This is a genomic window from Paraburkholderia sp. A3BS-1L (assembly GCF_051125215.1).
Taxonomy (GTDB): domain Bacteria; phylum Pseudomonadota; class Gammaproteobacteria; order Burkholderiales; family Burkholderiaceae; genus Paraburkholderia.
The window spans coordinates 694,087-716,762 of sequence record NZ_CP120443.1; the positions used below are offsets into that span (position 1 = coordinate 694,087).

The following is a 22,676-nucleotide window of genomic DNA, read 5'->3' on the forward strand; positions in this document are numbered from 1 at the left end:
AGTAGCCACCCCTGAACAATTCGTTTTGCTCCTCGGCGGCATCACGCAACCGATCGCGCAACTATCCGACCGTTGAGCAAGACGGCAAGAATCAGCGCGTAAAAAGCCTCAGCTTTCGAAGGATCATCCGCACGTCGTGGACGGCGCCACACAGCACGGCATGTATCGCAGTTAGAGTCCGAGGTAAAAAAGCCGCTGCTTTGCATGGAGCGCTCGGCCGAACTGCGCGGGCGTCAGATAAGCGCGCGCCGCTACCTGTTCGTGATCGACGGTTCCAGGGCGCTGGGTTCTGCGATCGGGGAACTCTTTGGCGAGCGTGCCCACGTGCAGCGCTGCCGCACGCACAAACTGCACAACGTCCTCGAGCACGCCAGCCCAAAGAATGCATCTCGTAAACCGCATTGATCATGAAGGCGGCCTACGAGCTGCCGGCTAGGGACGGCATGGCCAAACTCAAGACGCACGCGGCGTGGCTGCAGTCCGACTACCCGGATACCTCGGCATCGCTGCTTGAGGGGCTGGAGGAGACGTTCACGGTGAATGAGCTGGGCCCTGACGCCAGCGTTCATGCGCGCGCTGTCCACGACCAACATCATCGGGAATCCGAACTGTGCCGTACTCCGTGTCGCAGGCCATGTGGCGTGCTATCGCGATGCCGACATGGCGCTGTACTGGGCGGCAGCCGGGTTCATGGCGGCCGAGAAGAACTTCCACAAGATCCTCGGCGCGAGCGAGCTGTGGATATTCGCAGCGGGGCTGAAGCGTCCGCCCTCAACGAACATTGACCAGGATCGAACGGTTGCCTAATCTATGCCGCACCCGCTGTCCCAACCTTCAACTGTCTGTGGGACATCGCCGGGGGGGGGGAGGTCAGCGGGGCAATAAGCCGGACTTGATGGTCGAAGCCACTTAGCGTGCGTGCCGTGAAATGCGCGAGTGCTTGAACTTGCACTGGCTCAAGTCATTGGATTGGCAGCGGAAAAACGCGAGATCGAGGTGTGCCGGAACTACCATGAGGCCCGGCTCCAACCGACGCGCAGGGTTTTGACGCCGGGCAAATTCGCCCGGCAATACAGCCTTCGGCCGTAGGCTGAGGGTTCTTGAAACATCTGGCACTAACGCTGCACGGTGTCCAGGATATCCAGGCGGTTCAATGCAACCGACTTCTGTTTGATTGTGCCAAACGCCGCTTCGGTCGCCTCGAGCGTACGCGCGATGTCTTCGTCAGTGTGGCTCGCCGTGAAGAACATGTTGTGCCACGGGTGGAGGTAGGCGCCATTCTTGATGACTTCCGAAGTCCACGCCCGGCCACGCGACACGAGCTCGTCGTCACCGGCGAATAGCATCTGGGGCATGACGCTCGGCCCGGTCTGCTTGAGTTCGAAACCATGCCGCTCGGCTTGTTCGGCGATGCCGGCGCGCAGCTTGTCCGCCAACCGCTTGGTGTGCTCGAGGTAGTCAGTTTCTCGTACCAGGCGCAGCGTTTCGATGGCCGTGGCCATCGGCACAGCCGAGAGCCAGTAGGAGCCCGTGACGAAAATATTCGTCGCAGCCTCTCGTGCCTTATCCGAACCGAGAACCGCAGCGATCGCGTAGCCGCCGCCAATGGCCTTGCCCCAGCAGCTGAGGTCCGGGTGCACGCCCCAGTCCGACCATGAACAGTCGCGCGACAGGCGCAGCCCCGTACGGACCTCATCGACGACCAGAAGCGCTTCCTGCCCATCCGCGAGGCGACGGCATTCCTTGGCGTATTCGATCGACGGGAAAAATTGATCGTAGAGCACTTCGTGCCGGAACGGCGTTGCGTAGATGGCCGCTACGTCACCATCGACGCTCTTGACAGCGGCATTGAGACTCTCGATATCGTTGTACTCGAAGTAGACGACGTGAGCCCGGTCTTCCTTGGTAATCCCCGTCGTATAGGGCACGTTCCACGGGGAGGCACCATGGTACGTGCCTCGCGCAACAAGGATCTTGCGCTTTTCGCGATAGGCGCGCGAGATCACCATGGCCATTGACGTGGCATCTGACCCATTCTTGCAGAACATCGCCCAATCGGCATGGCTTACCTGTTGCGTGAGTGCCTCGGCAAGCTGAACCATCACCTCGCTGGGGCCCGTCGCCGTGTCGATCTTCTGCAACTGGAGGGCCGCCGCTTGCTCGATCTGCTCGTTGCCGTAGCCGAACAGATTCGTGCCGTAACCACACACGTAGTCGATGTACTTGTTGCCGTCGACGTCCCAGAGGTGGGTACCTTTCGCTTTGGCAAAGTACAGCGGAAAATCTTCAGTCAAGTACTTGACGCTCTGGTGACCATACATGCCGCCAGGGATGACCTTTTCGGCTCTTGCGAACCACTCGTCCTTCTTCGCCAACCTGTCCATGCTCGACTCCTTGTGAAAATTCGTTTGTACAACATCGGACTTGCATTCTATTATTTTGACTAAGTCAAGTGACTATGTGTTCAAATGCCCCAATCTGAGGAATGCACCCTTTAAAATCCCCCCGCGTCGTGCCGACACACCGTCTAGCCTGGCGCCACGAACGCTGCATCATTGCGTCGCACGCTTGAATGGCGGTTTTCGTCTGCCGTTCAAGTCGCTGCACAGATCGTCGACCACGATCTTTGCCCCCAACCGGGCAAGCAACAGCGCATGCTCGCGACTGAGACCGGCACCGGCACCGCTCACGGTCGCAACGCGATTCGTCAGGTCGATCTTCATGGGTTTCTCGCTGGTGGTGAGTTTGTCGTGGCTCAGAGACCGAGGTGCGTTGCGATATCGTCGTAGTCGACTTGCCACAGGCCCGGCGTGCCAGCGGGATATTGCGAGCGGAAGCCGATGATTCGCTGAACGCGTTTCGACAGGCCTCTTACGGTGTCCATGTCCACGATGAAGGGATACGCTTCCTCCGGAGTCAGATAGGACGGTTGCATCGGCAGCGTGAGCCCGCGTCGGCGCTCGTTCTTCGTCACATTCGCGCCGCCACCGTGGATCACTTTTCCGCTGAACAGCAAAGCGTCGCCGGCATCCATCTCGGCGGCAATGGTCATTTCGGGCGTGCCGTTGCTGTCGAAGTAGTCCTCGTCCCAGTTTTGGCTCCCCGGGATAATTCGGGTGGCACCGTTTTCCTCGGTGAAGCGCGTCAGGGCAATCATGAGGTTGGTAAACACCGTGGGACCCTTGACTCCGAGAGCACAAAGGGGCGGAAAATTGCCGACATCGCGATGCAGCATTTGCGCTGTGTTGCCGGGGCCGATGTCGATGACCTGCGCGGTCGAAAGCCACCAATCGCCGGACTCTTCACGGTAGAGCACCTCGCCGAGCTCATGAAAGAGTTCGTCGTCCAGCACGTTTCCAAAAGTCTTGCTGTGCGTGACCATGTTCGTGAGGCGCTTGGTATACGTGCCGTGGAATTCCTTGATCAGTTCGTTTTCGTGCGACGACCCTTCGCGAAGCCGCTCGAGCGGACCATCGACCTCGCGATTGATGTTCGCGACCTGCTCCGGGGTCAGACAATCCTTGATCCGGACTCCGCCGTATTGATTCATGAGCGACACGATCTCTTGTGCGCTGGTCTGCTTGGGGACGGTGGGAAGGGAGTCCTGAATGTTCGGAATATTTGCGTTCATGTTTGCCTCAAAGTTGCGTAGACGGTTAAATCAGAAGCGGCATCGCTTTCTGATTTGGGTGGTAATCCAGACATCAAGTTGACTTAGTGACTTGGTCGTTTGAATTGTTTTCGTTGGCATTGTGTCATGCGGTCCTTTTACGTTAGTCGATGGAACACGCGCAACTTTCCTGCCTTTGTCGCGACCTCCGAGCGATTCATGACATGGTTCCGGACGCGGCAGACATAGAGCCCCTCGCCGAGGTTTCTGGTGAGATGGCATACTCACGAAGAGTAGGGTCATTTGACCAAGTCGTATGATCTGACGTTAACATGGCGTTTTTTGATGGTCGATCATGGTTAACCCTTCGCTTTCAGAATGGTGTAGTCATTGGAAGGGGTGACGTGGACGAGAAATATGTGATCACCCCACTGAACCGCGGGGCAAGGCGTGGAGCGGGGGCGCTCCCCCGTACAACTGCGGCATGCGTTTCGACTTTGAAAGGCAGATCCTGATGGAGGCTTGGCTGCTCAGAAAGCGACTACGATGCCTGCGGAGATGTAGAGCGAGTTGTCGCCGTTTCGGTTGCTCTCTATGCGACCGGACGTGATGCGACGACAGTTCGTCCAGAGCAGGGCGCTGAATGCTCGGACCAGGGTTGGCATATTGCCGGGACGGCAGCCATCGCGTTGCGGAGTCGTGCGAAGTTCAGGTTTTATAGGAATCCGGATGTTTTGATAGGTCGAGGTCTGAAGTTTCATGCGGCTGAAGAGCCATGCTCCCACGCCACCGCAACGCCGCGCTGAACGCCGAGCCAGAGTATGGATCGATCTCTGTCATCGTAGCGACGGGCATCCGTGACGCCTGGCGAGACCGACGCAGAGATTGCGTCGCCGCGATTGTCTGCCACCGTCATGTGCGTGGCGGTTGCTTCAGCGTCGTGCGATTGCAGCGGTGCGCCGGAGCGACCCGATACCGTATCGACGGTGTTCGCGATGTCTTTCTCTGCGGTGTTCGCCGCCAGCGATTCGACGCTGATGTCCGCTTTCGCATCTTGAGCGTCAACGGTGCCGCGTGCAGGCTCGTGAACGGATTCCGCAGCCACGCTCCGCGACACTTTCAGGCGCACAAATCCAGGTCGAACGACCCTAAATTCGGCTTTCAGCGGAAAGATGGCGCGCCCGGAACGCAGATCCGTGATTCACCACCCGGATGCGGACCATCGGAACCGCCCCGGCGACGGCATGCCAGCCCACCGAGCCATGATCCTCGAAACCGTCAGACGCGTTAAACCTGGACGTCAAGCTGGCAACGCGGTCTCGCTGTTCACCTTCGTTACGGCACGAGTTGCCGACCTCGGTTCAAGTCGAATTGAAACGGCGTTCGGCATTGAAGGGCAGTCAAGCAGCCGCTTGCCAGGATGAGGTCACGTGACCGACAATACAACATTACAAACGGAAGCATGACGTTTGCCGCTCAACTCAGGAAGCTAACCCCATGGCCGTGAAACCGATGACAGACGAAAGTGGCTCGAAAAATGGTCGCCGGGACGCGTCTTTGGAGCCGCCAACCGGCGATACGACGCGTACGTTGACGGGCCGCGGGCGCAACGCCGTTGCGCGAATTCTTGCGAGCGCCATAGAGATTTTTGCGGCGGAAGGTTACGGCGGGCTCAGCATGCGAAAGGTCGCAGCCAGTGCGGGACTGTCGCTATCGAATCTGCAGCACTACTTCCCCACACGCGAAGACCTCTTTGTGGCGCTCATTACTGAGGCCACCGCGGAGTATTCGAGAAACTACGACAACATTCTTCGCACCGACGCGTCGCTCACCCCCGCGCAACGGCTGGAGAAGCTTGTCCGCCTGCTCATCGAAGACGGCAAACAACCACGCATCCAAGGTCTCTTTGTCAATTTTTGGGCGCTCGCCCAAATGCAGGAATTCGCGCGCAAGAGCATGGAAGACGCGTATCTGTTCCAGCGCCGCATGATCAGCGGATTCGTCGCGGCCGTGAACCCGCAGTTGTCGCCGAGCGTACTGGCGCGCCGCGCCGCGCTCATAACGGGGCAAATCGAGGGGCTGCTCGTGTTGATTCCTCAGCGCAACCGCTTCCCGTCGGATATCAAAGGTATCGAGGATGAAGCCGTGAAGGCGATCCTCACAGTCGCCACAATGCCCTGAGAGTTGCCCCTTAAACTACTGCGCCTGCAGTCGATGTTCAGCGCGCTTTCGACAACGTCGTTCCGCTCGGGGCGATAGCCTCGCATTGAACCCATCAGGCTGGCCCTCTTCGCCGACAAGTACCGCGACCGCGGGGCTGACGGACGCGGGCGACAGTGCTTCGAGGACGTCGGTAGACATCAGTCCATCGAGCATGCGTGTACAGGCCGTCGGAGCAAGGCAGTTCACGCGAATGTTGTATTGCTCGCCCTCGATCGCCAGTGTCTGCATCAGGCCCACCAGCGCCATCTTCGCGGCACTGTAGTTCGATTGCCCGAAATTGCCGTACAGCCCCGACGAGGACGTTGTCATCGCGATGTGGCCGTACTGCCGTTCCCGCATGCTTTCCCATACGGCCTTGGTGCAGTTGACCGCTCCCATCAGGTGAACTTCGATCACCGCGCGAAAGTCGTCGAGCGTCATCTTACTTCCTCGGTGAAGCGCGTAAGGGCAATCATGAAATTTGTAAGCACCCTGGGACCCCTGACCCCGAGCGCGCAAAAGGGGAGGAAAGTTACCGACATCGCGATGAAGCATTTGTGCTGCGTTGCCGGGGCCAATGTCGATTACCTGCGCGGTCGTCAGCCACCAATTTCTGTATCGACTCTAGAAAAATGAGTACGTTGCAGCGGCAACTCGACGATCTAAAGATTTATACAGCCCCGCCACGCCAGGCGGAGGCTGCACAAATCGTGCCGCCGTCATGCAAAGACATCAGCTACATATCTGCCTTGCTCCCTCTCCATCGTGTCTATCCACGCGCTAGCGTTTTCGTCGTTCTCGCCAGTTGTATCCTGATAGATGCGGCCTAGTGTGGCACGCACGGCAGGCGCCATATTCTTCCCATCCCCGCATACATAAACTGTGGCCCCCTGTGCGAATAGTGCTGAGATTTTTTCTCGTTCAAGCCAAACTTTGTCTTGAACAAAGCGAGCACCCTGCTCTGGGCGGTTGGAATAAGCCGGCATCACTTCAACCACGCCGCAGTTTGCCCATTCGTCGAGTTCGTCGCGATAGAGAAAGTCAACGTCAGGGTCATCAATTCCAAAGAAAAGTAGCGACGGGCCAACGTTTTCTCCCCGTTGTTTTTGTAACGCGCGCTCTTGCAGAAAGCCGCGGAACGGCGCGATACCGGAGCCAGCGCAGATCATTATCATAGGAAGATTCACTTCGGCTGGTGGCCGAAAGCGCGCATTTGATGGCCTGACTGCAACAGACAAGCTGTCACCCGCGTTGAGGCGAGCAAGATATGAAGACGCCACCCCTTCATAGCGGCCATTGCCGGAGAGCGCCGGCGCATCGACCACTGCTACCGTCAGCGTGACATGATCCGCTTTCCAAAGCGGGGACGACGAGATCGAGTACTGACGTGCTTTTAGCGCCGGCAGCATATCGAGGAACTTTTCGAACGACAAATCGACGGATCCGAAGCGTTCGAGCAGATCCATGACGGTCGTGCGCTTTCCCAGAATCTCATTTTCGAATTCGTCCGTGCTCAGGAGCTCAAGCTCCATTTTTTCCGGTGGACAGCGGGTCGCGGCGGCCAAACTGGATACCTGCGATCGAGTGGCCGGAATGGCGAGTTCGACATAGCTCGAAAACAGTTCACCGCAACCCATTGCTTGACCGAGCGGAAGACGCGGATTACTCGAGGTTCCCTCGATGACCACCTGGGTGTCCCAACTCACGCGAAACCGGCGTAAGACCCGATCGACGCTGCTTTTGGCGTTGCGGGGCAGAACCGCCAGATAATCCCCCGACCGATAGGTCATCGTCTCCGGAAGCTTTAATTCGATGTGTATTTTGGAGCGGCTGCCGGACGCGCGGAGATCTACTAGTTCCCGGTTGTCGATGACCGATCCGTGCGCCATGTCACCAAAATTCAGTAATTTTTCACGGGCATTCTGAACGAAACGGACCTTCAGTGCAGCATCGTCATGTTGCACAACAGGGACTTCCTTCCCTGCGCTAATCGCAAAGCGATTCCACAGTTCGGCATACCATCGGTCAAACTCGCCAAAGAAGTCTCCACCGGAGTCCAGCTCACCTCTGACGTGAACTCTCTTGGCACCTGCTATTTCGAGGGCCTCGTCGACTCGCTTCGGGATTGCCTGATATGTGCGTGCCCATTGTTTATTGCCGCATCCAAGCACCGCAAAACTAACACCGTCCAGCGCACCCTCGCTCATTGCTTCGACATACGGGACAAATAATTTTGCATTGTCTGGCGGCTGTCCTTCATAGGAGGCGGTTACGACTACAACTGCAGAATGTCCCTCGAGTTTCTCTGCGAAGTCGTCAAGAGGAGCGCATTTGGCATGAAATCCGTGGCGATTTGCGTCCCCTGCTATGCGTCGGGCAAACGATTCGGAGGAACCTGTGTTCCCGCCGAAGAGCACGAGCATATTCGGCGAGCCTTCCTCGGAGGTTGACTGAACCGACTCTGCGTCAGCGCTTTGAGCACTCACGGAGACGTGAGGGTTCTTGCTTGACGCCCTTTGCGCACCTCGTGCTCGTGGCCGCACGTTTACGCGGAAATCTGTTGGCTTCAGCGTAAGTGTCTCAGCAATCGCCAATTCGTAGTTCGGATCAGCGAAGGAGAAGTCGAAGCGTTGAAGCAGCATTATCAAAACGAGGTGGGCTTCCTGCATTGCAAAAGGTCGACCAATACATGCGCGCGCACCATTGCCAAAAGGCTTCCATGCATTCGGAGGAAGCTTCTCAGCGTTCTCGGGTGAAAATCGCTCGGGACGAAACGTCTCGACGTCCTCACCCCAGACGCTTACATCCCTGTGCAGCATGGGAGTCAGGATGAGAATAATGTCGTTTGGACGAACGGCGTATTTGCCTCCGAACGTGGTGTCTTCGAGCGGGGTCACCGCGAACGCAGGCGCCGTTGGCCAGATTCGCAACGTCTCCATGAGGATTTGTTCGATGTAGCGAAGTCGCGCGAGATGTTCGATCCGCGGTACCTCGTCACCAACAACTTCATCGACCATTTCCCGTGCTTTCCGCAGAATATCCGGATTTTTGAGGAGAAAGTAAGTGGCAAAAGACAGAAGTCCGCTTGTCGTTTCATGCCCGGCGATAAGAAACGTAATCATCTGAAAGACAATGTTTTCATCGTTGAGCTTCTCTCCTGTAACCGGATCAACGCCGTGCAGCATGCGGTCCAAGAGGTCCATCGCTTCATCGCTGCCGCGCGGATTTTTCCGCCTGTTTTCGATCATTTCGGTCGCGAGCGACCGCATGAGTTCGATGTCCGAGTCGAATTTGCGACCGCGATTGAGCATCAACTTCGAAACAAGTTTTGGCCGCAACTCGCGCTTTCCCGCTTCGCTGAGCGTATTCACCATGGCATCTACGAATGGATGCTGGCTTTCACGATAGAAGCTATTGAAACGACAATCAAACGCGCACAGGGCAATCGTATCAAGCGTTAGCCGAGTCATATGATCGGACACATCGACAGCCGTTTCCGGACCGAATCGTTCCCAATGGAGAAACATCTGGTCAGCGATGTCGACCATTTTGTCAAACATGGACCAAATACTGATCGGGCCGAACGCCTGCATCAGCACCCGATGCGCTTTTGCCCAGTTCGGTTCATCACTGTATGCTGTAAATAGCCCATCCCCGATAGCGGGCCTAAGTTCAAGCAGAGATTGGTGTACACATTTCTGAAATCTGCTTTCGTCGCACACTTCATTCACAAGTGCTTGTCCGCTGACAACGTAGTAACCTTGACCGAACACCTCGAACCAATAGACCGGTCCGTAAGTTCGTGCGAGGTCCATCATCTTTGCAAGCGGCGACGGCCCCAGGACTTCCATCAGATGACCGATGATGGGTTTCAGGGGCGGCTGAGGGGCGAGGGCGGAGGATTTCATTTCAATAGCCTTTCAGATGTCCGATGTACCAGTACGTTGTATCTCAGTCTATTGAACAAATGTAAAATAGATGCACTAACTTGTCTAGAGCTTTTTATGCCACCTGATGTAAGCCCTAATCCCGCGGATCCTCGCTTTCAACGCAGCTACGATTCCCTTGTCCGCGCCGTGACCGAACTGCTCGATGAGGCCCCCCTGAACAAATGCAGCATTGCTCAGTTGGTGCAGCGCGCTGGCGTCGCGCGCCCCACGTTCTATCAGCACTTTCCCGATCTGCAGGCGGCCGCTCAGCGGGCGGCGTTGGTGAGACTCGAAAATGCTTTCACATTCGTCGAGGAGCAAGGCACGCTGCTGAGCCCACCGAACGTCGCCTTCGTCGAATCAATGGAAATGGAAACTGCTCTGATTCTTGAGCATATGTGTGCCCATCAATCTTTCTATCTAACCGTATTTAACGACGCGGCTACATCGGCGTTTTTTGATGACCTGGTTACGTTCGTCGCGGGCCGCATCCTTCCGCCCTATGAAGGTGTTCGTACGGAAGCGGAGGAGGATTGCTTGACAGTGCTTGGCGGGGGATTGGTTTGGACGGTAGTGCACTGGCTTCGCCAGGGCACTATACGAGAGACCCCGGAGGTAATGGCGAAGCGAATTGCCAGGACTTCGGCGACAATTCTCGACGCTTTCGGTCTTACTCTCGGGTTCGCGCGGGTGGATTCAGAGTAGTGGCAGGAGAAGCGTGGGCAGCGGCTAAGTTACTCCACGTGCGCCACTCAAGTGCCGATCGAACGCTCATGGATGGCGTTCCGTGCGAACGAGTCGCGCGGGAACGTCATCTTTAGCAGCCAGCTTGCTTCGTGATGCAGATGAATTATAGATAGTCACTTTCTGGGTCACCGTCGCGATGAGCCAATATCATCAATTCATCCGTCTGAGCGGCAAACAGGGATGCACGCACCGGACATTCTTCGCTCATGGCCGATTGGCGTAGTCGCCGGCCGGCAAGTGACCTGCTCGCAATACACACGCGCCCTGGCCCATCGGTGTGGCCAGCGAATGCGCCGGCCCTACGCCGCACCTTTTGTGGCAGTTTTTCCGTGCGCAATGTGAATCGCCATGGTCCTCATCAGTTCGCGAACGCGGTCGATGCCCGGTGTTTGCTGCTGCACACCAAACATCAAGCTCGCTATGCCCTCCATCTGCGCTGCGAGAAGCGTTGCGCGAGCGAGGCATTCGCGCGCCGTAGCGGACGAGTCTAGCTCACGCACCAGATCGACATAAATCGCCCGATACGCCGAGTACATTCTTTTTACGAGATCACGCGTGATATCCGAGTGCTGAGCCAGCGCGAACATCTCGAACGAGAATCGACATACCTTCGGATCACAGGCTTCTTCAAACACGTCCTCAACGATTTCATGCAGACGCTCCAGTGCCGGTTTGCCGCTCGGCTTGCCCATCTCCGCATAGCGATCCAGATAGGCCTTCCCTAGCGCGCCAATTGTCGACCGGAGCAGGTCGTCATGTGTCGGGAAGTAGTTCTGGAGCGCTGATGGCAAGATTCCAAGTTCCCTGGCCACTCGCGCCTGGGTAAAGTTCGCATATCCTTCCGTGGCCAAAAGGGTCGCGGCGGTAGAGACGATTTCATTGATCTTTACCTCCCGACGCCGCCCCTGGAGCGTTGGCCGGTAGTAGGGGAGATCTTGTCCTGTCTGCCGCACGCTCAGTTCGAAGCGTCCGTGCTGCAAGTGCTCCTCAGACCCAAAGACACCGATGTGCACGCTGCCCCTGGTGCCTGCCTGATGATTGCGGGAACTGTGAAGGGGACTGTCGCTTTCCAGCGTCTGTGCCGACAAGCCAACAATCATCTTTACAGCTCGCTTTGTCATGCGAATGAATTCTGCATGGTCCTTCTCTGGATCTCCGCCGTGAGAAGCAAAGATCATCATTCCACTCGTCTGCGCGACCAGAACGGATGCACGCACCTGGCACTCTTCGCCAGTCAGAGTGGGGTGGATCTCTGATAGCAACTTCGCAAAGATGCCCCGATACGTGGCGTACATATTGTCAACCAGCGCCATGATGTATGGTTCGTGCCGGGAGAAAGCCCAGATTTCAAACAGGAACTTCGGGAGATCGGTTTCGGTGATGTCGTGAAAAATGCGCTCCACCAGTGCGGAGCAACGCCGCGCGGCGTTGACACCGGGCTGGTTTGCGATTGCCATATAGTCACTGACGATCTCGTGCATATATGCCTGCAGCGCGGCACGAAGCAATTCCTCTTTCGTTCGAAAGTAGTATTGAAGGTTTCCCAATGTAATTCCGACGCGACCCGCGACGCGGCGCGTCGTGAATCCGGCATACCCATCCTCCTGGAATGTCTGCCGGGCGGCAAGGATGATCTCCGTCATGCGCTGTCCCCGGTTTCGTCGCTCAACCGGCTTGGGATCAGGTCTTGTCTCTTCGAAACCACCCAAGGATTCTCGCTCTACCGGCTTCTGTTGCACGTCGCCCCTCCTCCCAGCAGTTTGCCTGGACCTGTTTCAAATTATAGGTCGCTTCGATGGTAGAAGGAAGCGTCATTGTGCTTTCATGGATCCAGTTTAGTCCCACAGTGCGCTCATGATCACCGCAGGCGCACGTGCTCATTTGCTCTCGAATATCGGGGGTTCAATCACTGAAAACGGCTTAAACCACGGCGGTTATAGCCGGGAACGGGGTTGCGGCAGTCGGTGTTTCCCCTGCTCTCGACGGGCTTGATTATAGGTCATATAGCGACTATTGTTAGGTCAATAAGACGTAAATAATAGGTCTGATGTATGCAATCCTGATTCGAGGCTGGAGCCGCGATGGCGCCGTAGGTGAAGGAGTGGGAGATGGGTAGCGACGTAGCATCTTTGCGAAGTTTGATCGACAAATGGCTGGCCCCGACGTCGGCTTCGCCGATATCTTTGACCAGGATGAGTTACCCGAACGCGAGACCTGTGCGGTGCGTACGTGTGGAGTCTCTGCGCGCGTCGGGCGCACTCGCGATCTTCTTTTTCCGGCACGATGACGGATCGTGGCGTGTGTTTCCTCCCGCGTCGGAACGGCCTACGATGCGAGCCTCTCTGTAGGCGGATTGAGGAAGGCCTGTGCACTGATTGGCAATTGAAGGGAGGTTGTGATGGACCTGGAAAGGATTGCGAATGATTCGGGAATGCTGGTCGTGCTGGACGGGCGGATCGGCCGCGAAGAGTACAAGAGCGTGTATGGTTCCCTGGAGGCTCTTCAGCGCTTTGCCACCTGCGTTCGCGAGTTGGCTGTGAGTGAAACGTCCGCTGCCCGCATTGATCGGGCGCCTGAATGTTTGGTGTGACGACGCCAGTGAACCGCCTCGGGAATCGTGGCGGCTGGTTGGAGTACAAGAATATCGACACACGACTCACCGTTTACCTGGCTACAACATTCCGCCGCAGGTCAGAAGGTCCGTCGGTTCGTTTGGTCGAGATGTTTGGCATCAGGTGGAATATCTCCCGCATCAGATTTGCGGCGCCCCATCCCATCCCTCACCCAAAGCCTTGTTCAAGGCGATGTAGTCGGTCGTGACGCGCACTCGACTCTGAATCAGCGCGTCCCGCACCGCGAACTGCGCGCGGTCGGTGACGAGCACCTCGAGAAAGCCCGTCGACCCGGACCGATAGAGCGATTTCGCCATCGACAGCGCCTCGCCGTACGCATCGGCGGAATGCTGCAGACTCTGCACGCTTTCGGTTTCGCGCGCGAGCGCCACGCTGGCGTTTTCCACGTCCTGCATGGCACCGAGTACCGCAGAACGATATGCGATGAACGACTGTTCGCGCTGCGCGTCCGCGATCTCGACCGCTGCTTTCAACCTTCCGCCATCGAACAGCGGAATCGTCACGGAAGGCCCGATCGACCAGCCGATCGACGAATGGTGCGCGAGATCGCAACTGGGTGCCCGAGGTGCCGAGCGCACCGACGAGGGTCACGCGCGGGTAGCGCGCGGCCTGTGCCACGCCCACGCGCGCCGTGCTCTGGGCGTAGCGCCGTTCGGCGGCGCGCACGTCCGGGCGCGCGAGCAGCACGTCGGCGGGCACGCCCGTCGCGACGGGCGGGGCGGCACCGGCACGTCCTGAACCCTGCTGCATGCGCGCGATCAGCGCTCCCGGCGCCTGGCCCGTGAGCACGGAAAGGCTGTAGACGGTCTGCGCGTAGGCCGCTTCGAGTGCGGGAATGGTGGCGAGCGTTGCCTGAGCCTGGCCGGACGCATTCGCGGCGTCGAGTCCGGAATTCGCGCCTGCCTCGTAACGCACGCGGGTGAGACGCGCGGTTTCCTGCTGCGAATCCACCGTAGCGCGCGCGAGTGCGAGACGTGACTGATAACCGCGCGCTTCGACGTAACGCGTGGCCACGTCGCCGATCAGCGGCTGCGCGCAAGTCTCCAGCACGATCACCTTACTGCCGCCCGTGCTTCGCACATTGCGCGCGAGTTGATGGAAACCGGCAGAGCAGCGATTGCGACGATCAGTGGTGCAAATCAGTCATGGGACGTGACCATGGAAGCATTCGAGCGCTTTCAGAAGGAAGGCGACTGGACGCTCTGCATTCACGATGCCGAGGGCACGCGCCTCGTGTCCTGCTCGTTTTGCCTCGCGTCGCTGGGAGGCAGGACAGGACGCCCGAAACTGCTGATCGGGTGCATCCAGGGCCCGGATACCTCTGTCGACGGCCGCATGCTTTACCGCTGTTTGACGCGCAAATGGCTGGGGCTGCGTCCGAAGCCGCTGGCGATATTTCTTGCGCAGTCGCTCGCTCGCGCAATGGGGGCGAAAACGGCATTGATCTTGTCGAACGAGGCGCACGTTTATTCGAGCTGGCGCTACCTGTTCCGTAAGCGCAGGATCAAGGCCGACTACCACGCGCTGGCGCAAGATTGCGGCGCACGGCGCGACTGGCATGTGCTCCCGATGCCGCATCACAGGCTCGCGGAGGACGCGGCAGGCAAAGACGCCGTCCGGCGCACACGCCATGCGTTGCAGGCGGCGCTGGACGAGCAGATCCTCGATTCGGTGCAGGGGAGGGTGACGAACCCCCGCACCTGAAGCGGATGCCAATGGCTTCCAGGGAATGTGGCCAATGGCATGTGAGCGCCAGGAGAATAATCTTCGCGAGACGGACCAGCGAGTGAGGCAGTGAACGAGAGCGACTCATTGCAAGAAGCCGCTCACCTGAAGGCCGTGGAACTACCAGGTTGCCGCGAATTTTCGTTTATGGTCAAATGACCATGTCAATTGATCTCAGTCTGGTCTACCCTCAATTTAGAAGCCGACCCCTATGGGGGTATTCGTTCCTTTCGCGTAATGTCTGGGCGCTTGCGACCTCTGGCGCCCACACGACGGGGCTTTACCGGTAAGTCAACCAGGCACGAAAAGAATGAATCCAAGTGGCTGATTTATATGGATTTGTTCGACATGGCCACCAGAAATCGCACGAGCGGTACGAATACCCCAGCGTCCGGAACGTCATACGTGACGCCGGGCGCGTGAGGCAACCGGCGACACCTGGCATGTCTCCCGCTATAACCGTATCCGGTTCGACTCGGACATGCCCATGTGCCGCGATTGCAAACCATGACAACCCTACAGCCTGCCTACACTGCGTCTTTTGCAAGGACAAGTCGGCGACCACCTGTAACCAGTGATTCTTGAACAAAATCGGAGTCAGTCCATGTCTGATACCCGGCCACCTCTCTGGCCAGCTTACCTGCCACCGCACCTGACGCTTCCGGCGACGAACCTGTTCTATAACGCGGAAGTCTCGGCAATGCGCTATCCGGACAAACCGTTTATCGTGTTCTATGACACGTCGGTCACGTTCTCGCAGTTCAAGGATGAGGCCGAACGGGTGGCGGGCTTTCTGGAGCAGTGCTGTGGCGTGAAGGGCGGCGACCGCGTACTCCTGTACATGCAGAACAGTCCACAATGGATGATCGCTTACTACGGGATCTTGCGCGCGAACGCAGTCGTCGTGCCGGTCAATCCGATGAACATGACGGACGAGCTGCGTCATTACGTGGAGGACAGCGGGGCGCGCACCGTGTTCGTCGCACAGGACCTGTATCCGCGCGTTGCCCCGCTGGTCGGCGATGCTGATGGCGAGTTGGCCCATGTAGTCGTTGCGACGTACAGCGACTACCTGAAACGGCCATCCGAAATTGCACCCCCCGATTTCGTCGGTATCGAGCGCAATGTCGACGGTCCGAGGGTCGCTCACTGGTCCGATGCGCTCGACCTGCAGCTGCGGCCCGGACCGCTGACGGCCGGCCCCGACGATCTTTGCGTCATGCCGTACACGTCCGGTACGACCGGCAAACCTAAAGGTTGCATGCACACCCATCAAAGCGTCATGTGCACGGCGGTCGGCGGAGTCCACTGGCTCGGCGGCACGCCTGACACTGTCGCGCTCTCGGTGTTGCCGATGTTTCATGTGACGGGCATGCAAGGCGGCCTGAACGGTCCGCTCTACAGCGGCGCGACGGTGGTCGTGCTGCCGCGCTGGGATCGCACCGTGGCCGCGCGCATGATCGCGCGTCACCGCGTGACTTACTGGCAGTCGATCTCGACGATGGTGGTGGATTTCGTGTCGAATCCGGAAATCGGCCAATATGATCTGTCGAGCCTGCTCTGTATGGGGGGCGGCGGTGCGGCGATGCCGGAAGCCGTGGCGCGAAAGCTCAAGGCGCTCACCGGGATCGAATATGTCGAGGGATATGGTTTGTCGGAGACAATCGCCGCGACGCATATTAATCCACCGTTGCATCCGAAGCTACAGTGCCTCGGGATTCCTGTTTTCGACGTCGACGCCCGGATCGTCGATCCCCTGACTCTGGCGCCGGTGCAGGACGGCGAGACCGGCGAAATCATCGTGCATGGACCCCAGGTGATGCAAGGCTACTGGCGCAATCCAGACGCGACGCGCGAAGCGTTCGTCGAAATCGACGGCAAGCGTTTCCTGCGCACGGGCGACCTCGGATGGCGGGATGAGGATGGCTATTTCTTCATGGCCGACCGATTGAAGCGGATGATCAATGCATCGGGCTACAAGGTGTGGCCGGCGGAGGTCGAGGCGATGATGTACCACCATCCGGCCATCCAGGAGGTGTGCGTGATCGCCGCGCGGGACACTCACCGGGGCGAGACGGTCAAGGCCGTGGTGGTGCTGAAGCCGGAGTGCTCGACGGAGGTCACGCCAGACGACATCGTGGCGTGGGCGCGCGAACGCATGGCGTCGTACAAGGCCCCGCGCATTGCCGAATTCGTCGAGTCGCTCCCGAAGTCCGGAAGCGGGAAAATCATGTGGCGGGCGTTGCAGGAACGGGAGGCGACAACTCCCGGGGCATGAAGCAATACGAGCGCGTGAAAGCGAGTCGTCGGGATATAAGTACTTTGATTGGCTTGCAGGAGCATAAAGGTTGCGATCTGGCCATCCGGCTCACGCGGACGTGCCGGCGCGTGTTGGGGGGTGCCATACAAGCAACCTTTATCCGCTAATCGCCCCTGATCCGAAGCCGAGGTTGGCGAAATCGAGCGATGTTTCGGGAGCCTTGCGGACGCGATACCTTATATTGTATGGACGGCCGAACCAAACGGTTCGGTCGATTACATCAACTGGCGGCTCTAAACGTATGCCGGTTTCGATTTTCGCTCTGACGGCTCGCATTATTTTACATAATCTTATGTGATACTTTCTTTGTCCCCGCTAAGTTGTAATCTATGGCCAGCCCGAGATTTGCAACCTCTGGTTCTGATGTCTTCGTGGCTTGCGCAAATCTATCCGGAATCGCTGTTCCGCGATGAAAACCGCACCGGGCGATCCTCAAAATGTCGGCAGCTGCTGCGAGCTGTACAACTTGTCAGGTTCTTCGTCCGGTCGCTGTGCCGTTGGACCATCAAACTTCCAGCACTCGCAAAACCTTGTTGGGTGAAACGGTGAATCAGTTCGCGTGCTCCAGGCGCGCGGCATCGTATGCGGTGTGTTTGGTCAGCACGGCCCAGGCGATCCGCGCGAGCTTGTTGGCAACGGCGCAGGCCACCACATTCGCGTGCCGTCGCGTCAGCATGGACCGGATCCAGTCGCCGAGCTTGTCGGTACGCTGCTCTGCACGCTGGATGACCGCGCGGGCGCCTTGTACGAGCAAGTGGCGTAAATGCTTGTCACCCCGCTTGCTGATTCCGCACAGGACACTACGCCCGCCTGTACTGTGTTGCCGGGGCACCAGTCCGATCGACGCTGCGAAGTTGCGGCCACCATTCCAAAGCGTTCCAGGGTGTTCCTGGACGTTCCGTTTTTCTCACCCCTCAGTCCAGATTGGATAGGGACGCCGGTCTTCCCGGACGTCCCCGTGTAGCCGCTTCATTCCGTTGACTGCCACCGATTCGTGGGGGTAGTTTTTGGGGTAGATCGCAGGCTGTGAAGCAAGATATCCCCAGTGCCCCCACCGAGACCGCAATCCGCCATGCCATCGGCAATTATCGCGTCACCCAGTAAGTTCCGGCCCGCGAATGCGTCGGTCTTCAGTGACGAGACGGGCGTTCGCCAAAGCGCGGTACATCTGATTTCGGCTCGTTCGCCGGATGATCAGCCTAGCGCTGCGCGGTAGCCTCCCGATCCAGGCGCCTGCTATCCACCGTCGTTTGCCGCTCCTTGGTCAGCGCTCGGCGTAGCTTGGACTTGAACATGGAGTCTCCTTGTGACTAACCTTGATTCAAGGCACAGCGCCGATTCGGCGCCGTGAAGGCGTCGTACCAATCGAAAGACCATTCGGCGTAGGTTTCGGCGTAACTTTCGAAAGGAAGGCTTGCCGGAAAAGGCCAATTCACTACTTCGAAGAAAACGAGTAGTTTAGGAATGCATAGTTAAAATCAGTTTTGACTGAGGCGATGTGCATTCAATTGATTGATTTATAAGGATTTACGGTTGGGGCTGTTGGTGTGGTAGTCCAGCTTTTCCGGATCGTTAAAAATAATGAACGAATAGAGAAACCGTAAGGCCAACCTTCCCCAGAAGCGATCGGGCTTTGAGGTTGCGTCTTGTAATGCATTGATTTTGCAAGGATTTGTTGGTCAATTCCGAACGTTTGACAGATGAGTCTCTGTTCACGTTTCTCTATCTGGGTCTGCCACGTTGGCGTAGGTTTTTTGCTCCGTTGAGTGAAAACCTACGCCGCGTGATTTTTCTGCAGAAACCTACGCCGTGATTGACGCGCTTTCACACATCACCTCGACAGACACTTTCAGCTTGGAAGAGTGATCTGATCGCCATGCTTTTTCGGCATGAACCAGTTCAATGAATTCGCGTCGCTCTTCACGTTGGCCATGACAGATGGTGCTATCGGGTGACGTAGTCCCCCGGTGCCGTGGGCGCGTCTGATTCCACATCACGTCAGCGCCCGGACAAAGCTCATTGATTGCGCCCAGGCTTATCCTCGCGGTCACTTCGTTTGCTGGCGAGACGCGCGTCGGTAACTCTATCGATCAGGCTGATGGGGCGGGTGGCGAAGGGCGTTGGCCTGAGCGGCGTGACGATGAATCCGATTCGGCACACCGACAAGACCCGTCAGCTTAATCGACGCTGGAATATGGTGGATCGCGATAGCTTCTTCTTCCTTTGGGGCAGCGTAGAGATTGAAAACGAGCGCGGTCCACGCCGGTTGCATCGTTCCGGAGAAACCGCCGTCGCCCCCGAAATACCCCTCCCCCGAAGTGCCCCCCAGCAGTCACCCCTATTAACGGGTGGGTGAGCGATGTGCCGTATCAGCGTATCGTTGGGTATCCCGCATACAAATGTGGCAGGTCGCAATGGCGCTGGGCGCCCCGCGAGGCGGTCCAATCGTCACACGCGTGGCATCGGCTCACGGCCGCACAAGTTAAGAACGCCCATACGGCCCGCACATGGCGGAACCGGCAAAAAATGGAGACATTGATGAGCGGCACCGATTCGGGAACCCTAGTTCATCGCTTCCTGCACTGGGAGCGTGTGCAACCCGATGCAATCTATCTGACCGAACCGACGCCGGATGGCCGGGTCGTGAACCATACGTGGCAAGAGGTCGGGGATGAGGCCCGGCGCATGGCCGCATGGTTGTGTTCATTGCAACTTCCGCCGGGCAGTGCAATTTCCATTGTCGGAAAGAACAGCGCGCACTGGATCACCGCAGATCTGGCGATTTGGCTCGCAGGCCACATTTCCGTGCCGATTTATCCAACCGTCAGCGCCGACACCGCAAAATATGTGTTCGAACACTGCGACGTGCGTGTGGTGTTTATCGGCAAGCTCGATGGCAAAACCGACGGTTGGGAGGAGATTCGCAAGGTCCTGCCGCCGCAGGCGCGCCTGGTTGGCCTTCCTCTATCGCCGCCTCTGCGAGAGGCATCCCAGTGGAGAGACATCATCGCCGACGTTGCGCCTCTGCAGGATGTGCGGCTGCCGCGGCCCGACGATCTGGCTACGATCATCTACACGTCGGGCAGCACCGGCCAGCCCAAGGGCGTCATGCACAGCTTCGGCACGATCTTCGCGTACGCGACGCAGTCAGGCATCTTCAGCGGATTTACGCCCGAAGATCGCGTGCTGTCGTATCTGCCGCTGGCCCACACGGCCGAGCGTTCGTTCGTCGAAGCGAATTCTTTGTGCCATGGTTTCCGCGTGTTCTTCAACGATAGTCTTGCGACGTTTTCCCAGGACCTGCAGCGTGCGCGGCCAACGGTCTTCATCTCCATGCCGAGGCTCTGGACGAAGTTCTATCAGAGCATTTGCGCGAAGCTGCCGGAAGACCAGCAGGCCTTGTTGCATACGTCTGGCCCCGAGTCGGACGCGCTCAAGAAGACGATCCTGACGATGCTCGGGCTGGATGCGACGCGGATTGCCTTTACGGGCTCCGCGCCGCTGCCCGAGGAAATCACGAACTGGTACCGTGCGCTCGGGCTCGAACTTCTGGACGTCTACGGCATGACGGAAAACTTCTCCTACTCGCACTACAGCCGACCTGGCCTCGTGCGGCTTGGCTACTCTGGCCAGGCGATGCCTGGCGTCGAATGTCGGATTGCCGAAAACGGCGAGATTCTGGTGAGGACTCCGACGATGATGCGCGGCTATTATCGCCAGCCTGACTTGACGGCGCAGAGCATGACCGAGGATGGCTTCTTCAAGACCGGCGATCGCGGCGAACTCGACGAAATCGGCCGACTGAAGATCACGGGGCGCGTCAAGGAGATCTTCAAGACCAGCAAGGGGAAATATGTCGCCCCCGCACCCATTGAGAACAAGATCAGTCACCCGAAGGTGGAAGCGGTCTGCGTCACAGGACCCGCATTCGCACAACCCTTCGCTATCCTGATGCTGTCGGCGGCGGCCAGAGGCGAGTTGGACGACGCTGCGGCGCGTGAAACGTTACGCGCGGAACTGCGTTTGCTGCTCGACGAAGTCAATGCCACACTCGAAGATCACGAGAAGCTTGGCTTCTTCGTGATCGTCAGGGATTGCTGGACGACCGATAATGGCTTTCTCACGCCGACGATGAAGATCAAGCGCGGCGTCATTGAAGAGCATTATCTTGACGCGGCACGGGCGTGGGCGGAGAGGGGGCTGCCGGTTATCCTGGAGGCGGAAACCACGACCGTGCAGCAGTAGCAGGGCGGCACCACCACGTTCTCCTAGCGCGGATGGACGCGCGCGTCACGGGTCCGCAAAGCGAAGTAATCATCCGGGGGACACTGTAGTGCCACCTTTTTCGTTCAGGACGGCGCAGTCGATCGTTGTAGAGCACGGCGCATCCCGTCGTCTGGCGTCCCAGGTGCGCTCGCTCGGGAGCCGTTCGGTGCTGATCGTAACAGACGCGTGCGTGGCATCGTCCGGATTCCTGAAGAGTGTGTTAGACGGCTTCGAAAGCGCAGCGATTCGCTACCAGCTATTCCAGGAAACGCAGGCGGATCCTTCCGAATCCATCATCGAAGCGGCTGTGTGCCGCGCGCTCGCGGCAGAGGCCGACTGCGTCGTGGGTCTCGGAAGCGGTGGCTCGCTCGACACGGCAAAGCTCACAGCGCTGCTCGCGAAAAGCGGCGAAAGGCTGGCCGACGTCTACGGTATCGACAGGGCGCGTGGTCCACGCCTGCCGCTGATACTCGTGCCCACGACGGCCGGAACGGGCTCGCTGGCCGCACGCGTGTCGGTCGTGACGAAACCTCGTGGCGACAGGAACGTTGTGGTGTCCTCGCATCTGTTGCCCGATCTCGCGCTGCTCGACGCTACGCTGACCGCCGGGGCTCCGCCCGCCGTCACGGCGGCGGGGGGCATCGACGCGATGGTCAATGCAATCGAGGCGTTCACGTCCAGACGCCTGAAAAACCCCGTGTCAGACAGTCTTGCGTGCAAGGCGCTGGACCTCATGGCGTCGAATCTGCACGCCGCCTTCTATAACCCCACCGATATCGAGGCGCGCGAGCAGATGCTGATTGGCGCTTGCCTTGCGGAAATGGCGGTCGCCAATGTTGCCATGGCGGCCGTGCACGCGTTGGCGCAGCCTGTCGCTGCGCGCTTTCGCGTGCCGCATGGCATCGCCCATGCACTGTTGCTCGCGCCCGTGCTGCGCTTCAACCTGAAAGGCGCGGTTAGTCATTACGCGCAACTCGCCAGATATGTATTGCCTGGCATTACTGGAACGGCGGCGAGCCGGGCCTCATCTTTTGTCACCTACTTCTCCGATTTACCCCGGACGCTCCGGTTGCCGATGCGCTTGCAGGAGGTCGGCATTGGCGAGTCGGATCTCTGCGGGCTGGCGGGAGACGCAATGAGTCAGACGCGGCTCCTCGCCAATAATCCTTGCGAACTCACGCTGAAGGATATCCACGGGATCTATCGCTCGATATTCTAACGAGCATGCTTGCGTCGCCGCGTCT

Annotated in this window: 16 protein-coding genes and 4 pseudogenes; 10 read left to right on the forward strand and 10 right to left on the reverse strand. The window is 58.4% G+C overall.

Annotated features, from left to right (window positions below):
- The first annotated feature begins 204 nt into the window (after positions 1-204).
- The 3 genes and pseudogenes from P5W99_RS18280 to P5W99_RS18290 form a co-directional block, all read left to right on the forward strand.
- A complete protein-coding gene (locus P5W99_RS18280) occupies positions 205-405 on the forward strand; it encodes a transposase (protein WP_434664143.1) in 201 nt (66 codons plus the stop codon).
- Between the two features lie 135 nt (positions 406-540).
- Positions 541-807 carry a hypothetical protein gene (locus P5W99_RS18285; protein ID WP_434664146.1) on the forward strand — a complete coding sequence of 89 codons (267 nt, stop codon included), beginning with the start codon at positions 541-543 and terminating at the stop codon, positions 805-807.
- Positions 808-934: 127 nt separating this feature from the next.
- Positions 935-1,089 (forward strand): annotated as a pseudogene (locus P5W99_RS18290) (IS3-like element ISBcen22 family transposase); the annotation flags it as partial.
- A gap of 26 nt (positions 1,090-1,115) precedes the next feature.
- Here the strand turns inward: P5W99_RS18290 and P5W99_RS18295 are convergent.
- The 4 genes from P5W99_RS18295 to P5W99_RS18310 form a co-directional block, all read right to left on the reverse strand.
- A complete protein-coding gene (locus P5W99_RS18295; protein ID WP_434664148.1) occupies positions 1,116-2,384 on the reverse strand; it encodes an aminotransferase class III-fold pyridoxal phosphate-dependent enzyme in 1,269 nt (422 codons plus the stop codon).
- A 168-nt stretch (positions 2,385-2,552) separates the two neighbouring features.
- Positions 2,553-2,723: a hypothetical protein gene (locus P5W99_RS18300; RefSeq protein WP_421026588.1), complete on the reverse strand. Its 171-nt coding sequence runs from the start codon at positions 2,721-2,723 to the stop codon at positions 2,553-2,555.
- A 32-nt stretch (positions 2,724-2,755) separates the two neighbouring features.
- Positions 2,756-3,631, reverse strand: coding sequence for a phytanoyl-CoA dioxygenase family protein (locus tag P5W99_RS18305; RefSeq protein WP_434664151.1), 876 nt, complete (start codon positions 3,629-3,631; stop codon positions 2,756-2,758).
- Positions 3,632-4,367: 736 nt separating this feature from the next.
- Positions 4,368-4,715: a hypothetical protein gene (locus P5W99_RS18310; RefSeq protein ID WP_421026590.1), complete on the reverse strand. Its 348-nt coding sequence runs from the start codon at positions 4,713-4,715 to the stop codon at positions 4,368-4,370.
- Positions 4,716-5,107: 392 nt separating this feature from the next.
- Between P5W99_RS18310 and P5W99_RS18315 the strand changes: the two genes are divergently transcribed.
- The gene (locus P5W99_RS18315; protein WP_421026591.1) at positions 5,108-5,791 is read left to right on the forward strand and encodes a TetR/AcrR family transcriptional regulator; all 684 of its coding nucleotides are present in this window, start codon (positions 5,108-5,110) and stop codon (positions 5,789-5,791) included.
- Positions 5,792-5,896: 105 nt separating this feature from the next.
- Here P5W99_RS18315 and P5W99_RS18320 read toward each other — a convergent pair.
- Both P5W99_RS18320 and P5W99_RS18325 read right to left on the reverse strand, forming a co-directional pair.
- A pseudogene (locus tag P5W99_RS18320) lies at positions 5,897-6,259 on the reverse strand (SDR family NAD(P)-dependent oxidoreductase); the annotation flags it as partial.
- A gap of 272 nt (positions 6,260-6,531) precedes the next feature.
- Positions 6,532-9,720: a bifunctional cytochrome P450/NADPH--P450 reductase gene (locus P5W99_RS18325; protein WP_421026592.1), complete on the reverse strand. Its 3,189-nt coding sequence runs from the start codon at positions 9,718-9,720 to the stop codon at positions 6,532-6,534.
- A gap of 168 nt (positions 9,721-9,888) precedes the next feature.
- On the opposite strand from P5W99_RS18325, the gene P5W99_RS18330 reads away from it, so the two are divergent.
- A complete protein-coding gene (locus P5W99_RS18330) occupies positions 9,889-10,446 on the forward strand; it encodes a TetR/AcrR family transcriptional regulator (RefSeq protein ID WP_421026593.1) in 558 nt (185 codons plus the stop codon).
- Between the two features lie 341 nt (positions 10,447-10,787).
- On the opposite strand, the gene P5W99_RS18335 is transcribed toward P5W99_RS18330, so the two are convergent.
- Positions 10,788-12,227, reverse strand: coding sequence for a TetR/AcrR family transcriptional regulator (locus P5W99_RS18335; protein ID WP_421042704.1), 1,440 nt, complete (start codon positions 12,225-12,227; stop codon positions 10,788-10,790).
- 659 nt (positions 12,228-12,886) lie between these two features.
- On the opposite strand from P5W99_RS18335, the gene P5W99_RS18340 reads away from it, so the two are divergent.
- Positions 12,887-13,078: a hypothetical protein gene (locus tag P5W99_RS18340; protein ID WP_434664158.1), complete on the forward strand. Its 192-nt coding sequence runs from the start codon at positions 12,887-12,889 to the stop codon at positions 13,076-13,078.
- A 162-nt stretch (positions 13,079-13,240) separates the two neighbouring features.
- Here P5W99_RS18340 and P5W99_RS18345 read toward each other — a convergent pair whose 3' ends face one another.
- On the reverse strand, positions 13,241-13,624 hold the full coding sequence (locus P5W99_RS18345; protein ID WP_421026596.1) for a TolC family protein: 384 nt from the start codon (positions 13,622-13,624) through the stop codon (positions 13,241-13,243).
- A gap of 334 nt (positions 13,625-13,958) precedes the next feature.
- Positions 13,959-14,201: pseudogene (locus tag P5W99_RS18350) on the reverse strand (hypothetical protein); the annotation flags it as partial.
- Between P5W99_RS18350 and P5W99_RS18355 the strand changes: the two are divergent.
- Complete coding sequence (locus P5W99_RS18355; protein ID WP_421027067.1) at positions 14,151-14,825, forward strand: DUF535 family protein; 675 nt, start codon at positions 14,151-14,153, stop codon at positions 14,823-14,825. The pseudogene P5W99_RS18350 and the gene P5W99_RS18355 overlap by 51 nt on opposite strands.
- A gap of 625 nt (positions 14,826-15,450) precedes the next feature.
- Entirely contained in the window at positions 15,451-17,124 is a 1,674-nt protein-coding gene (locus P5W99_RS18360; RefSeq protein ID WP_421026597.1) for a long-chain fatty acid--CoA ligase, read from the forward strand.
- A 592-nt stretch (positions 17,125-17,716) separates the two neighbouring features.
- Here the strand turns inward: P5W99_RS18360 and P5W99_RS18365 are convergent.
- Positions 17,717-18,046 (reverse strand): annotated as a pseudogene (locus P5W99_RS18365) (transposase); the annotation flags it as partial.
- A 1,658-nt stretch (positions 18,047-19,704) separates the two neighbouring features.
- Between P5W99_RS18365 and P5W99_RS18370 the strand changes: the two are divergent.
- Positions 19,705-21,411 (forward strand): AMP-binding protein, encoded by a 1,707-nt coding sequence (locus P5W99_RS18370; protein WP_421026598.1) that lies wholly within the window; start codon positions 19,705-19,707, stop codon positions 21,409-21,411.
- 88 nt (positions 21,412-21,499) lie between these two features.
- Entirely contained in the window at positions 21,500-22,651 is a 1,152-nt protein-coding gene (locus P5W99_RS18375) for an iron-containing alcohol dehydrogenase (RefSeq protein ID WP_421026599.1), read from the forward strand.
- Positions 22,652-22,676: the final 25 nt, after the last annotated feature.

Excerpts from the sequence above, each read along its gene's own strand:
- P5W99_RS18295 (WP_434664148.1), bottom strand. The coding sequence starts at position 2,384 with ATGGACAGGTTGGCGAAGAAGGACGAGTGGTTCGCAAGAGCCGAAAAG.
- P5W99_RS18285 (WP_434664146.1), top strand. The coding sequence starts at position 541 with ATGAGCTGGGCCCTGACGCCAGCGTTCATGCGCGCGCTGTCCACGACC.
- P5W99_RS18325 (WP_421026592.1), bottom strand. The coding sequence starts at position 9,720 with ATGAAATCCTCCGCCCTCGCCCCTCAGCCGCCCCTGAAACCCATCATC.
- P5W99_RS18305 (WP_434664151.1), bottom strand. The coding sequence starts at position 3,631 with ATGAACGCAAATATTCCGAACATTCAGGACTCCCTTCCCACCGTCCCC.
- P5W99_RS18300 (WP_421026588.1), bottom strand. The coding sequence starts at position 2,723 with ATGAAGATCGACCTGACGAATCGCGTTGCGACCGTGAGCGGTGCCGGT.
- P5W99_RS18340 (WP_434664158.1), top strand. The coding sequence starts at position 12,887 with ATGGACCTGGAAAGGATTGCGAATGATTCGGGAATGCTGGTCGTGCTG.
- P5W99_RS18370 (WP_421026598.1), top strand. The coding sequence starts at position 19,705 with ATGAGCGGCACCGATTCGGGAACCCTAGTTCATCGCTTCCTGCACTGG.
- P5W99_RS18315 (WP_421026591.1), top strand. The coding sequence starts at position 5,108 with ATGGCCGTGAAACCGATGACAGACGAAAGTGGCTCGAAAAATGGTCGC.
- P5W99_RS18360 (WP_421026597.1), top strand. The coding sequence starts at position 15,451 with ATGTCTGATACCCGGCCACCTCTCTGGCCAGCTTACCTGCCACCGCAC.
- P5W99_RS18280 (WP_434664143.1), top strand. The coding sequence starts at position 205 with ATGGAGCGCTCGGCCGAACTGCGCGGGCGTCAGATAAGCGCGCGCCGC.